This window comes from Streptococcus sp. 27098_8_99 (assembly GCF_041431935.1).
In the GTDB taxonomy this organism is placed as follows: domain Bacteria; phylum Bacillota; class Bacilli; order Lactobacillales; family Streptococcaceae; genus Streptococcus; species Streptococcus parasanguinis_D.
In genome coordinates, this window is record NZ_JAPVYQ010000013.1 from 23,864 (window position 1) to 37,354 (window position 13,491).

Here is a 13,491-nt window from a genome sequence, read left to right on the forward strand (position 1 = left end):
TTTTATTTGCTTTTAACAAATTTTACAAAGGAGAGCCTCATGTATCGTATTATCCATCCAATGAACAATAATGTTGCTTTGGTTCAAAATGAACTACAACAAGAGTTGATTGTTATTGGGAGTGGGATTGCTTTTGGGAAAAAGAAAAATGATCTAGTAGCTGATGATAAGGTAGAAAAAGTATTTCGTTTAAATACGGATGAGTCAAGAGAAAACTTTATGGCCCTTCTAAAGGATGTTCCTCTTGATTTCATTACAACCACTTATGAAGTGATTGATACCTTGTCTAAGAAATATGCCTATCCTGTTCAAGAATATATCTATGTGACATTAACAGATCACATCTTTTGTTCTTACCAGGCAGTTCATCAGGGAAGATATAAACACAGTGACCTTCCTGATGCGTCTGCTATGCATCCGATTCCCTATAAAATCGCAAAAGAAGCGATTGAGATCTTTCGAAAGCGGCTCTTGGATCAATTTCCTGACGATGAAGTAAATCGCATTGCTTATCATTTCATTAATGCACAAGGGGAAATGATTCATGAGCAAGATCCAGATGTCCAGGACCGACAAGTTATTTTGAAAGCTGTAGAAGAAAAACTAGCTCAAAATGGCTTGAAACGGAAAGAAGAAAACAGTCATTTCTACGATCGCTTTATGATCCATCTCAATTATTTCCTAGACTCTCTAGATAAGGGAAGAGAGGATCCTGAAGGCTTGAGCGAGATGGAACAACTGATCCAGCTAAGTTATCCAAAGGCTTATGAGATTAGTCATCAGATCTACCAAACCATCGCTGAACAGACCGGAGCTAAGATATCTCCTAATGAAAAAGTCTATTTAGCCCTTCATATTCAACGTCTATTATAAAAATTTTCAAAAGGTATCATAAGGAGGAACCAACATGAATAAAGAAGAAGTCCAACTACTTGGGTTTGAAATTGTCGCTTATGCAGGTGACGCTCGATCAAAATTAATGGAAGCATTAAAAGCTGCTGAGAATGGTGATTTTGCGAAAGCAGAATCCTTGGTAGAAGAAGCAGGGTCCTGTATCGCTGAGGCTCATAAATCTCAAACGACCATGCTAGCGCAAGAAGCTGCAGGAGAAGAAATCCCTTATTGCATCACCATGATGCATGGTCAAGACCATCTCATGACAACGATCTTATTAAAAGACGTGATTCACCATCTGATTGAACTGTATAAAAGAGGAGCAAAATAATGAATAAACTGATTGAACTAATTGAAAAAGGGAAACCTTTCTTTGAAAAGATATCTCGTAATAAATATTTGCGAGCGATTCGTGATGGTTTCATTGCAGGGATGCCTGTAATCTTATTCTCATCTATCTTCATCTTGATTGCCTACGTGCCAAATGCTTGGGGCTTCCACTGGTCAAAAGATATGGAAAGCTTCTTGATGACCCCATACAACTACTCAATGGGGATCTTAGCCTTCTTTGTTGGAGGAACAACTGCTAAAGCATTGACCGATTCTATGAACCGGGATCTGCCAGCAACCAATCAAATTAACTACCTTTCTACTATGCTCGCTTCTATGGTTGGTTTCCTACTCATGGCAGCAGAACCAGGTAAAGATGGCGGCATTCTCACAGCCTTCATGGGGACAAAAGGTCTGTTGACAGCCTTTATTGCAGCCTTTGTTACAGTTAATGTTTATAAGGTCTGTGTGAAAAATAATGTGACGATCCGCATGCCAGACGAGGTTCCACCGAATATTTCACAAGTCTTCAAAGACTTGATTCCGTTTACAGTTTCAATTGTTCTCTTGTATGCATTTGAATTGATTGTGAAAGGTGCTATCGGTGTAACCGTTGCGGAATCTATCGGAACACTTCTAGCTCCATTGTTCTCTGCGGCAGATGGTTATCTTGGAATTACCCTTATTTTTGGTGCTTATGCCTTCTTCTGGTTTGTTGGTATCCACGGCCCTTCTATCGTAGAACCAGCGATTGCGGCGATCACATATGCAAATATCGATAACAACTTACACTTGCTTCAAGCAGGCCAACACGCAGATAAAGTCATCACTTCTGGGACTCAAATGTTTATCGTTACCATGGGTGGTACTGGTGCAACCTTGATTGTTCCATTCCTCTTCATGTGGTTATGTAAATCTGAACGAAACCGTGCAATCGGACGTGCATCTGTTGTTCCTACATTCTTCGGTGTAAACGAACCAATTCTCTTCGGTGCTCCAATTGTATTGAACCCAACCTTCTTCATTCCATTTATCTTTGCGCCAATCGCAAACGTCTGGATCTTCAAATTCTTTGTTGATACCTTGGGAATGAACTCCTTCTCCGCTAACCTTCCATGGGTAACACCTGGTCCTCTCGGAATTGTCCTTGGTACAAACTTCCAAGTTCTTTCCTTCATCCTTGCTGCTCTTCTAGTAGTTGTAGACGTAATCATTTACTATCCATTTGTTAAGGTTTATGATGAACAAATTCTTGAAGAAGAACGTTCTGGTAAAGCTAACGACAGCTTGAAAGAAAAAGTTGCTGCAAACTTCAATACAGCTAAAGCAGATGCAATTCTTGAAAAAGCTGGTGTTGAAGACGAACCAGTTCAAAACCATATCACAAAAGAAACAAACGTCTTGGTTCTCTGTGCCGGTGGTGGTACCAGTGGACTCCTTGCCAATGCCTTGAACAAGGCAGCAGCAGAATACAATGTTCCTGTCAAAGCAGCAGCAGGTGGCTATGGTGCTCACCGTGAAATGTTGCCAGAATTTGACCTTGTTATCTTAGCCCCACAAGTAGCTTCTAACTATGAAGACATGAAGGCAGAAACAGATAAACTAGGCATCAAATTGGCTAAGACAGAAGGTGCTCAATACATTAAATTGACACGTGATGGACAAGGTGCCCTAGCCTTTGTTCAAGCGCAGTTTGAAGAATAAGAACGAATAAGTGAGATGGAGATGGATGGCTCACTAACTCCTCTCCACTCACTTTTCATTATATCCAATCAAGAAATAGGTGAAAAAATGACAAAAACACTTCCTAAAGATTTTATTTTTGGTGGCGCTACAGCTGCCTATCAAGCAGAAGGGGCTACTCATACAGATGGGAAAGGCCCTGTTGCATGGGACAAATACTTAGCTGATAACTATTGGTATACAGCAGAACCTGCTAGTGATTTCTACCACAAATATCCAGTAGACCTTCAATTAGCTGAAGAATACGGTGTCAATGGTATTCGGATTTCCATTGCCTGGTCGCGTATTTTCCCAACTGGTTATGGTGAAGTCAATCCAAAAGGGGTAGAATTCTATCATAAGTTATTTGCAGAATGTCATAAACGTCATGTAGAACCATTCGTAACTCTTCATCACTTTGATACTCCTGAAGCTCTTCACTCAAATGGAGACTTCTTGAATCGTGAAAATATCGAACACTTTGTAGATTACGTTGCCTTCTGTTTCGAAGAATTCCCAGAAGTCAACTACTGGACAACCTTCAATGAAATCGGCCCAATCGGAGATGGTCAATACTTAGTCGGAAAATTCCCACCAGGAATTCAGTATGATCTTGCCAAAGTCTTCCAATCACACCACAATATGATGGTTTCTCATGCGCGTGCTGTGAAATTGTACAAAGATAAAGGTTATAAAGGTGAAATCGGGGTTGTTCACGCCCTTCCAACTAAGTATCCATTGGATCCTAAAAATCCTGCAGACGTACGTGCGGCTGAATTGGAAGATATCATCCACAACAAATTTATCTTGGATGCTACTTACCTTGGACACTATTCAGATGCAACCATAGAAGGTGTAAACCACATCTTATCTGTCAATGGTGGTAGCTTGGATCTTCGTGACGAAGACTTTGCGGCACTTGAAGCAGCTAAAGATTTGAACGACTTCCTTGGAATTAACTACTACATGAGTGACTGGATGGAAGCCTTTGATGGTGAAACTGAAATCATCCACAACGGTAAAGGTGAAAAAGGAAGCTCTAAATACCAAATCAAAGGGGTTGGTCGTAGAGTAGCGCCTGACTATGTTCCTCGTACAGACTGGGATTGGATCATCTACCCTCAAGGTTTGTATGATCAAATCATGCGTGTTAAGAAAGATTATCCAAACTACAAGAAGATCTACATCACTGAAAACGGACTGGGATACAAAGATGAATTTGTGGACAACACTGTTTACGATGATGGCCGGATCGATTATGTGAAACAACATTTGGAAGTCTTGTCTGATGCGATTGCCGATGGTGCAAACGTCAAAGGATACTTCATCTGGTCTCTCATGGACGTCTTCTCATGGTCTAATGGTTATGAAAAACGTTACGGACTTTTCTATGTTGATTTCGATACACAAGAACGTTATCCTAAGAAATCTGCACATTGGTACAAGAAAGTAGCTGAAACTCAAGTGATTGAATAAGTATCAACTGGAACTGTTTTAGTTCCAGCTTTTTTTATTTTTACTAGAAGAGGGTCTCTTAAACGGATCTCTTCTTTCAGGCCTTAATTTATGGTATAATAGATCGATACTGTAATAAGGAAAATAGAATGAATATACAACAATTACGATATGTAGTGGCGATTGCCAACAGTGGTACTTTTCGTGAGGCTGCTGAAAAAATGTATGTGAGTCAGCCTAGCTTGTCTATCTCCGTCAGAGATCTGGAAAAAGAACTGGGTTTTAAGATTTTTCGTCGGACCAGTTCTGGGACTTTTTTAACCCGTCGGGGAATGGAATTTTATGAAAAAGCGCAGGAAGTGGTCAAAGGGTTTGATGTTTTTCAAAATCAATATGCTAGTCCCGAAGAAGAGAAGAAAGAATTCTCCATTTCTAGTCAGCACTATGACTTCTTGCCACCTTTGATGACGGAATTCTCAATCCGCTATCCGGAAAATAAAAACTTCCGCATCTTTGAATCAACGACGGTTCAAATTTTGGACGAAGTGGCTCAAGGGCATAGTGAGTTGGGAATTATTTATCTCAACCGTCAAAATACCAAGGGGATTATGCAACGGGTTGATAAATTAGGGCTTGAAGTGGTGGATTTGATTCCTTTTCAGACTCATATTTACCTTCGCAAAGGACATCCTTTAGCTAAGAAGAAAAAACTGGTTATGGAAGATCTAGCTCAGTTGCCAACTGTTCGTTTTACCCAAGAAAAAGATGAGTACCTCTATTATTCAGAGAACTTTGTCGATACCAGCTCGAGCTCACAAATGTTCAATGTGACCGACCGGGCTACCTTGAATGGAATCTTGGAACGGACAGATGCTTATGCGACGGGATCAGGCTTTTTGGATAGCCAGTCAGTGAATGGCATTACCGTGATTCCTTTAGAAGATAATTTAGACAATAAAATGGTCTATGTCAAACGAGAAGAGATGGATCTCTCTCCTGTAGCAGAGAAGTTTGTCGAGGTCATGGTAGAATATTTTGATCAAAAGAGGTAAGAAATGAAGAGAAAAACAATGGTCCCAGTAGCGATCGTGCTATTGGTCCTACTGGATCAGCTGGTCAAATGGTATGTGGTGAAGAATATTCCACTGGGTGTCGTCAAGTCTTTTATTCCCCATGTGGTCAGTCTGACTTATCTTCAAAACACAGGTGCAGCTTTTTCGCTTCTTGAAAATCAGCAATGGTTCTTCACCCTCATCACTCTCGTAGTGATGGTGGGGGCCTTTTACTATCTCTATAAGCATCTCAAGGGGTCGCTTTGGATGGTGACAGGTTTGACTTTAGTCATTGCAGGTGGATTGGGGAATTTTATCGATCGCCTGCGTCAGGGCTTTGTGGTCGATATGTTCCACCTGGATTTTATGAATTTTGCCATTTTTAATGTAGCAGATAGTTATTTGACAGTTGGAGTATTCTTGCTCCTGATCCTGATGTTGAAAGAGGAAACGCATGGAAATTAAAATCGAAGTAGCCGGTGCGCGACTGGATAAGGCTTTAGCGGATTTGACTCCCTTGTCACGAGCTGTGGCCAATGAGCAGATCAAAGAAGGAAAAGTTCTGGTCAATGGGACTGTGAAAAAAGCCAAGTACACGGTCAAAGAAGGGGACATCATCCAGTATGAAGTTCCAGAAGTGGAAGAGGTCAGCTATGAAGCAGAAGATCTGCCCTTAGACATCGTTTATGAGGACCAGGATGTTGTGGTGGTCAATAAGCCACAAGGCATGGTTGTTCACCCAAGTGCGGGTCATACCAGTGGGACCTTGGTCAATGCGCTGTTATACCATATCAAGGATCTTTCAGGGATCAATGGAGAATTGCGTCCAGGGATCGTTCATCGGATCGATAAAGACACGTCAGGCCTCTTGATGGTCGCAAAAAATGACCAAGCTCACGTCGCTTTAGCAGAGGAACTAAAAGACAAAAAATCACTACGGAAGTATTGGGCTATTGTTCATGGCAACCTTCCGAACGATCGTGGGATGATTGAAGCACCAATTGGTCGCAGTGAAAAGGACCGGAAAAAACAGGCGGTGACAGCTAAAGGAAAACCTGCAGTGACCCGTTTTCAGGTTTTGGAACGCTTTGGAAATTACACCTTGGTAGAGTTGCAACTGGAAACTGGTCGGACCCACCAAATTCGGGTGCACATGGCCTATATTGGCCATCCCGTGGCTGGAGATCCTGCTTATGGTCCTAAGAAGACACTTAAAGGACAAGGACAATTTCTTCATGCTCGGACACTCGGTTTTACTCACCCTCGTACAGGCGAGACCTTGGAATTTACAGCAGAAGTGCCAGCGATCTTTGAGAAAACGCTGGAAGACCTTCGAAAAGGATAATGAAGATGGCTGAATGGAGATTCAGTCACTTTCATTAGATACGAAATAAATAGTATTAGAAAGAAACACAGCGATGAAAGCAAAACGAATCGTCTTTAAAGTAGGGACCTCGTCGTTGACCAATCCAGACGGGAGTCTCTCCAGACAGAAGGTCAAGGTCATTACGCAGCAGTTGGCTCTCTTACATGAATCAGGTCATGAGTTGATCTTGGTCTCATCAGGGGCAGTTGCTGCTGGATTTGGTGCCCTTGGTTTTAAAAAACGGCCGACCAAGGTGGCAGACAAGCAAGCTTCTGCAGCAGTTGGGCAAGGCTTACTGATGGAAGAATATACAGCTAACCTGCTCTTACGCAACATTGTTTCTGCGCAGATTTTGTTGACCCAGGATGACTTTGCGGATCAGCGCCGCTATAAGAATGCGCGCCAGGCCCTATCTGTCTTGCTTAATCGTGGGGCCATTCCGATTATCAATGAAAACGATACGGTCTCGATTGCCGAGTTAAAAGTAGGTGACAATGATACCTTGAGTGCGCAGGTTGCAGCCATGGTTCAAGCTGATCTTTTGGTGCTTTTAACAGATGTCGATGGTCTCTATACAGCCAATCCTTCTCAGGATCCAACAGCTAAGCGCTTGGATCGAATCGAACACATTTCCCGTGAGATGATCGAGATGGCGGGTGGTGCTGGCAGTAGCAATGGAACTGGCGGTATGCTGACCAAGCTCAAGGCAGCCACCCTTGCGACCGAGTCAGGAGTTCCTGTCTATATTTGCTCGTCTCTCAAGCCGGATGCCTTGCTCGAAGCAGCAGAAGAGCAAGCAGATGGCAGTTACTTCCTTGCAGAGGATAAGGGCTTAAAAACCCAGAAGCAATGGCTAGCCTTTTATGCAGAAAGTAAAGGAGCTGTTTGGGTAGATGCTGGAGCAGCGCAAGCCCTGTTGGATCATGGAAAGAGTCTATTGATTTCTGGTGTGACCAAGGCAGAAGGCGATTTTTCTTATCACGACATCGTCAGCGTCTATCATCAAGAGACTGGTCAATTACTAGGAAAAGGCAAGGTCTGTCTCGGCCAATCAGCTGTGCGCGATCTACTCCAATCTAAAAAAGCCAAGGGAATCCTCATCCACCGGGATGACTGGATCTCGGTAACTCCTGAGATTGACCTACTCTTTACAGAATTCTAGAGGAAAACGTATGGGAACAACACAAGAACAATTAGCCTTAGCGAAATCAGCTAAGAAAAGCATCAATACAGCCAGTACCGCTCTTAAAAATCAGGCCTTGGAAGCCATGGCTAGCCAGCTTCTGAAAGCGACGGAAGCCATTTTAGTAGCCAATCAAATCGATATAGAAGTGGCACGCGGCAAGATCTCTGAAGTCATGCTGGATCGCCTTTTTCTGGATCAAGAGCGGATTGCAGGGATGGCACAAGGAATTCGTGCTTTAATAGACTTGCCAGATCCGATTGGGGAGGTGCTGGATACTGAAGTCTTGGAAAATGGCCTTGAAATCCAGAAAGTCCGAGTCGCTATGGGTGTTATTGGCATCATTTATGAAAGCCGTCCGAATGTAACATCAGATGCTGCAGCGCTTGCCATCAAGAGTGGAAATGCAGTGGTCCTTCGTACTGGGAAGGATGCCTTTCATTCTGCTCAAGCGATCGTGACAGCCCTCAAGGCTGGATTGGAAGAAGCTGGATTCAATCCAGATCTTCTCCAACTGATCCAAGATACGAGTCGAGCTTCTAGCCTTGCTATGATGAAGGCTAAGGGCTATCTAGATTTGCTCATTCCACGTGGTGGTGCTGGATTGATCCAAACGGTGGTTGAAAATGCCATTGTCCCTGTGATCGAGACAGGAACTGGGATCGTCCATGTCTATGTGGACAAGGAGGCTGATTTCCAGAAAGCACTCGCCATTATTGAAAATGCAAAGACCAGTCGTCCATCCGTCTGCAATGCCATGGAGGTCTTGTTGGTGGATCAAGCGATCGCGTCTGACTTCTTGCCTTTGGTCAAAGAGCGTTTAGTGGATGCACGAGAAAAATCCGTTGAATTGCGCCTAGATGAGCAAGCACAGGCTATCATTTCTGGAACAGCAGCACAGGAACAGGATTTTGATACCGAATTTTTAGATTATATTTTAGCAGTCAAGGTCGTTGATGGAGTCGCGGAGGCGGTGGACCACATTGAAGCTCATAGCACCCATCATTCAGATGCCATTGTGACTGAAAATCCTGAGACAGCCGCTTATTTCACCAAGCAAGTAGATTCAGCAGCCGTTTATGTCAATGCTTCGACACGCTTTACAGATGGGGGTCAATTTGGACTAGGTTGTGAAATGGGGATCTCGACCCAAAAACTCCATGCGCGTGGACCAATGGGACTCCGGGAAATGACCAGTTATAAATATATCGTCAGTGGAAATGGTCAAGTGAGGTAAGAAATGAAAGTAGCATTTATCGGTCTTGGAAACATGGGAGCTAGTTTAGCCAAAGCAGTCGCAAAAGAAGTGGACGCGCAAGACCTGCTCTTGGTCAATCGCTCTCCTCAAAAGGTGCAAGAGTTTATCAGTCAGTATGGGGGAACGGCGTCTGATCTTGAACAAGTCTTTCAAGAGGCTGAAGTAATCTTTTTAGGGGTCAAACCCTATCAGATTTGTCCTCTCCTAGGAGAGTATCAAGGCATCTTGGACCAACGCTCTAATCTCTTACTGGTTTCCATGGCTGCAGGCCTGGAATTAGAAAAGATGGCTGACGTGATCCAGAACGACCAGCTAGGGCTAATTCGCATCATGCCCAATACGCCTGTAGCCATTGGTCAAGGGGTCATCAGTCTGGCCCGCTCCCAAGCAGTGACAGACCAGCAAGTAGCCAAAGTCAACCAGCTCTTATCAGGTGCTGGGGCTCTCTATGAAATTGAAGAAAAATTGATGGATCCTGCAACGGCTGTCGCAGGCTGTGGGCCAGCCTTTGTCTATCAGATGATTGAAGCCATGGCAGATGCAGGAGTAGGATTAGGACTTACACGAGAGCAAGCCTTGCAGATGGCTGCACAGACCTTCCAAGGAGCTAGTCAAATGGTCCTAGAGACAGGCGAGCACCCAGCCCGCTTGAGAGATGCAGTTTGTAGCCCAGGTGGCTCTACCATCGCAGGAGTCAACCGCTTAGAACAAGTCGGCTTGCGGGGCGACATCATTGCAGGAGTGGAAGCAGCCTATAAACGTACCCAAGAATTGGGACAAGAGGCAACGAAGGAATAGAAAAAGATTGGTTTTTGCCAATCTTTCAAGTTGAAGATATAGTCCTCTTAGAAACTTTCCTTAGGTGAGTACGGACGTCAGCGAACTTCATAGAAGTTCCATGACTAAATTAAGATACAAAGGGCGTCTGCGGATAAAGTCAAAATAGGAAGTTTGACGCAGAATCTTTCGATTCTAGGAGAACTTATCTTTTTGACACAATCCGCAGCCCGTGTTCAATTCATTTTGAGCCCCTTCGCTCTTTAATTTCCGGGCTCAGGCTAAAACAGTTTCCCAAACTGTTTTACTCTCAATAATTCCGAGTGCTAGAAACAAGAGTGTTTCTAGCACTTTTCTCACGGCGGAAAGTTTCAATAGAGGATTGGATAACACTGACTAATATATTTTTATAGGATTTGTATAATAGAACATTTTTCTACGTTCTCCAAGATTGGTTTTTTGGCCAATCTTTTTTACGTTAGAGCGAATCTATTTCTACCAAACCGTTTTCGGTCAGACGATAGATTTTTTGGCAGACTTCTTTGAGGAAAGTCCGGTCGTGGGAGACCGTGACTAGTCCGCCTGGGTAGTCTGCGAATAGGCGTCGAATTTCTGGTTGGGAAGTGGGGGAAAAATTGCGAGTAGGCTCGTCCAAGAGCAGAAACTGGGGACATGTGAGCACTAATTGAAGGAGAATGAGTTTTCCTTGCTGGCCACCAGAAAGTTCAGAGATCGGATGGTGCATTTCAGAATAGGTAAAATTTAGAGAGGCTAAATGCAATTGAATGGTATTGATTTCTTCGCGATCACCTGAATGCTGTAAGAATTGAACTGGTGTCTGAGTCAGAGGGAGGCCTTCAGTGTAATCTTGAGGCATATAGGCAGTGCGGATACTTTCATTCTTCTGTAGACTTTTCCATATTATTTTTAGGAAAGTGGATTTCCCCACACCGTTGGAACCGATAATCCCTATTTTATCCTGTCCTAGAAGAGTAAGGGAGAGGTTCTTGACCAGGACCCGGTCACCAATGGCGAGTTCTTCCTGATCTAATAGAAGGACTCGTTTTTGAGGAGACAAGGGAGTGAGGGGAGGAAAATGCAGATTGATGACTTCCTCATCATAGGGTTGGGGAGTCATGGATTGGAATTCTCGCTCGTAGCGCTTTTCTTGTGAGAGGAGGGACTTCATTTTCTTTGCCAGGAGACGTCCAGCAGTGCTATCCTTAGTGTTTCGTAAGGATGTTTCAACTTGCTGACGGACGCGGCGATGCTTCTCCATTGTTTTTCGGTAGGTTCGTTGATCGTTGGCAGCTTGCTGGGACTGCTGCTTGAATTGTTGCTCCCTTTGGCTACTGTAGTCCTGATAGCCTAGGTGCTCTACAATGGTTTCAGCCTCCTTGCGGTGTTTGATCTGTCTTAGATGGATGATCGTATCCGCCGTCTGAGTCAAAAAATCCTCATGATGGGAAATAAATAAAATGGTTTGGGGGCTAGTTTGGATCATCTGCTGGAGCCAGTCCAGGGTTTCTAAATCCAGATCGTTTGAAGGTTCATCTAAAAATAGTAATTCATGAGGACGACAAAGTTCGTGAAGCAGTTGGACTTTGAGGGCTTCTCCTCCAGATAGACTTCCAATAATTTGGTCGCTTGAAAAGCGGTCGCTATCAAACTGCAATTGATCAGCCAGTCTGTAGAGGGTGGCATAGTCTAGTTCGTCTTCTCCAAAAAAATATTCTTCCAAGGTTTTTCCCTTCAAGGCTTCCGGTAACGCTTGGGGAATATAGGCATAGGAGTGAAAGGAAGTGGTGATTTTGCCTTCTATTGTCAGATAATCTGGTATGGATTTTGGGGACATGAGGACATGAAGCAAAGAAGACTTTCCATTTCCTTCTTCGCCAATAATGGCAACTTTTTCCCCTTCATGAATGGTTAGGGATAAATCGCGAACCAGATCGCGTAAATCTTTTGTGTGGCGGATGGTGAGGTGGGATAGTTTTAGCATAAGATTCCTTTCTACTGGGACAAAAAAACAGCTCTACCTATTTAGTAGAGCTGTATTCAAGTGGACCCAAACAGAAAAAGACCTTATTAAGCCAACAAAACGTTGGAGAATAGGCGAGAGGGCACACAAAAAGAGATAGAACAAGCAGTCCACTAAATAAAGTATCTTATTTAACGAAACTTAGTTGTTCATATCTCCTTACCTCCGAATGTGATCAGCTTTATTCTATTCTTTTCATTCCTTCTTGTCAAGGAAATCCTTGCTTCATCCACCCTTTTCTTCTCGGACTTAGGGGGATTTTATGGTATAATTAGAGGTATGCATACAAAACCAACGTCCGCTTATGTTCACATCCCATTTTGTACCCAGATTTGTTTTTATTGTGATTTTTCGAAGGTCTTTATTAAGAACCAACCGGTCGATGCTTATCTAGATCATTTGATCCAAGAATTTCGTCGGGAGGAAATCACAAATTTACGAACTCTCTATATTGGGGGTGGGACACCGACAGCCTTAACTGCGGATCAGCTAGAGTATCTGCTCAAGGAGCTGACCAAGTCGCTTGATCTCTCTCAGATGGAGGAGTTGACCATCGAGGCCAATCCTGGTGATTTGGATCCGGATAAGATTGCTGTCTTAAAGGATTCGCCGGTCAATCGGGTTTCTTTGGGCGTACAGACCTTTGATAATCGCTTGCTCAAAAAGATTGGTCGGAGCCATCAGGAGCAGGATATCTATGACAATATCGATCGTCTGAAGTTGGCTGGTTTTGACAATATTTCGATCGACCTCATCTATGCGCTTCCGACGCAAACCATGGAGCAGGTCCAGGAAAATGTCGCTAAGGCTCTTGCCCTCGATATTCCCCATATGAGCCTCTATAGCTTGATTCTGGAGAATCACACCGTCTTTATGAATCGCATGAGACGGGGCAAGCTTCCTCTACCAAAGGAGGAGTTAGAAGTGGAGATGTTCGAGTACATCATTCAGGAGTTGGAGCGTGCGGGCTTTGAGCATTACGAAATTTCCAATTTCTCCAAGCCTGGTTTTGAAAGTCGCCACAACCTCATGTATTGGGATAATGCGGAGTATTATGGCTTGGGAGCTGGTGCATCCGGCTATGTCAATGGTGTTCGCTATAAGAATCATGGGCCTATCCGTCACTATATGCAGGCGGTCGAAGAGGGAAATGCGCGTGTCCAAGAAGAACATCTGAGTCAGACAGAAATGATGGAAGAAGAGATGTTTCTAGGACTCCGTAAGAAAACAGGCGTTTCCAAGAAGCGTTTCGAAGAAAAGTTTGGTGTGAATTTTGACCAACAATATGGATCAGTGGTTGAGGAATTGACCCAGCAGGGACTCTTGGTACCTGACAAGGACATTGTACGAATGACCAAGAAAGGTCTCTTTTTAGGAGACACTGTAGCAGAGAAGTTTATTTTGGAGTAGAAG

General features: G+C 43.6%; 12 protein-coding genes. 11 read left to right on the top strand and 1 reads right to left on the bottom strand.

The genetic code is table 11. From position 1 onward, the window contains the following. Positions 1-39: 39 nt before the first annotated feature. The 10 genes from O3605_RS07985 to proC all read left to right on the top strand — a co-directional run bounded on the left by O3605_RS07985 (position 40) and on the right by proC (position 10,058). The gene (locus O3605_RS07985) at positions 40-873 is read left to right on the top strand and encodes a PRD domain-containing protein (protein WP_195423368.1); all 834 of its coding nucleotides are present in this window, start codon (positions 40-42) and stop codon (positions 871-873) included. Positions 874-907: 34 nt separating this feature from the next. Further along, positions 908-1,225: a PTS lactose/cellobiose transporter subunit IIA gene (locus O3605_RS07990; protein WP_013903726.1), complete on the top strand. Its 318-nt coding sequence runs from the start codon at positions 908-910 to the stop codon at positions 1,223-1,225. Continuing rightward, positions 1,225-2,928, top strand: a complete 1,704-nt coding sequence (locus O3605_RS07995) for a lactose-specific PTS transporter subunit EIIC (RefSeq protein ID WP_215194435.1) — start codon at positions 1,225-1,227, stop codon at positions 2,926-2,928. Before O3605_RS07990 ends, O3605_RS07995 begins: the two co-directional genes overlap by 1 nt. 87 nt (positions 2,929-3,015) lie before the next feature. Next, a complete protein-coding gene (gene lacG / locus O3605_RS08000; RefSeq protein WP_371585811.1) occupies positions 3,016-4,422 on the top strand; it encodes a 6-phospho-beta-galactosidase in 1,407 nt (468 codons plus the stop codon). Positions 4,423-4,550: 128 nt separating this feature from the next. After that, positions 4,551-5,453, top strand: a complete 903-nt coding sequence (locus O3605_RS08005; protein WP_195227232.1) for a LysR family transcriptional regulator — start codon at positions 4,551-4,553, stop codon at positions 5,451-5,453. 3 nt (positions 5,454-5,456) lie between these two features. After that, complete coding sequence (gene lspA / locus O3605_RS08010) at positions 5,457-5,918, top strand: signal peptidase II (RefSeq protein WP_003001852.1); 462 nt, start codon at positions 5,457-5,459, stop codon at positions 5,916-5,918. After that, entirely contained in the window at positions 5,908-6,798 is an 891-nt protein-coding gene (locus O3605_RS08015) for an RluA family pseudouridine synthase (protein ID WP_013903722.1), read from the top strand. The genes lspA and O3605_RS08015 overlap by 11 nt, the downstream gene beginning before the upstream one ends. A gap of 73 nt (positions 6,799-6,871) precedes the next feature. Continuing rightward, the gene (gene proB, locus O3605_RS08020) at positions 6,872-7,981 is read left to right on the top strand and encodes a glutamate 5-kinase (protein WP_070587289.1); all 1,110 of its coding nucleotides are present in this window, start codon (positions 6,872-6,874) and stop codon (positions 7,979-7,981) included. Positions 7,982-7,991: 10 nt separating this feature from the next. Further along, positions 7,992-9,239 carry a glutamate-5-semialdehyde dehydrogenase gene (locus O3605_RS08025; protein WP_371585814.1) on the top strand — a complete coding sequence of 416 codons (1,248 nt, stop codon included), beginning with the start codon at positions 7,992-7,994 and terminating at the stop codon, positions 9,237-9,239. Between the two features lie 3 nt (positions 9,240-9,242). Beyond that, on the top strand, positions 9,243-10,058 hold the full coding sequence (proC, locus tag O3605_RS08030) for a pyrroline-5-carboxylate reductase (RefSeq protein WP_371585816.1): 816 nt from the start codon (positions 9,243-9,245) through the stop codon (positions 10,056-10,058). 457 nt (positions 10,059-10,515) lie between these two features. On the opposite strand, the gene O3605_RS08035 is transcribed toward proC, so the two are convergent. Then, complete coding sequence (locus tag O3605_RS08035) at positions 10,516-12,039, bottom strand: ATP-binding cassette domain-containing protein (protein ID WP_070506205.1); 1,524 nt, start codon at positions 12,037-12,039, stop codon at positions 10,516-10,518. A 318-nt stretch (positions 12,040-12,357) separates the two neighbouring features. On the opposite strand from O3605_RS08035, the gene hemW reads away from it, so the two are divergent. Beyond that, positions 12,358-13,488 (top strand): radical SAM family heme chaperone HemW, encoded by a 1,131-nt coding sequence (gene hemW, locus O3605_RS08040; protein WP_070506203.1) that lies wholly within the window; start codon positions 12,358-12,360, stop codon positions 13,486-13,488. Positions 13,489-13,491 lie beyond the last annotated feature (3 nt).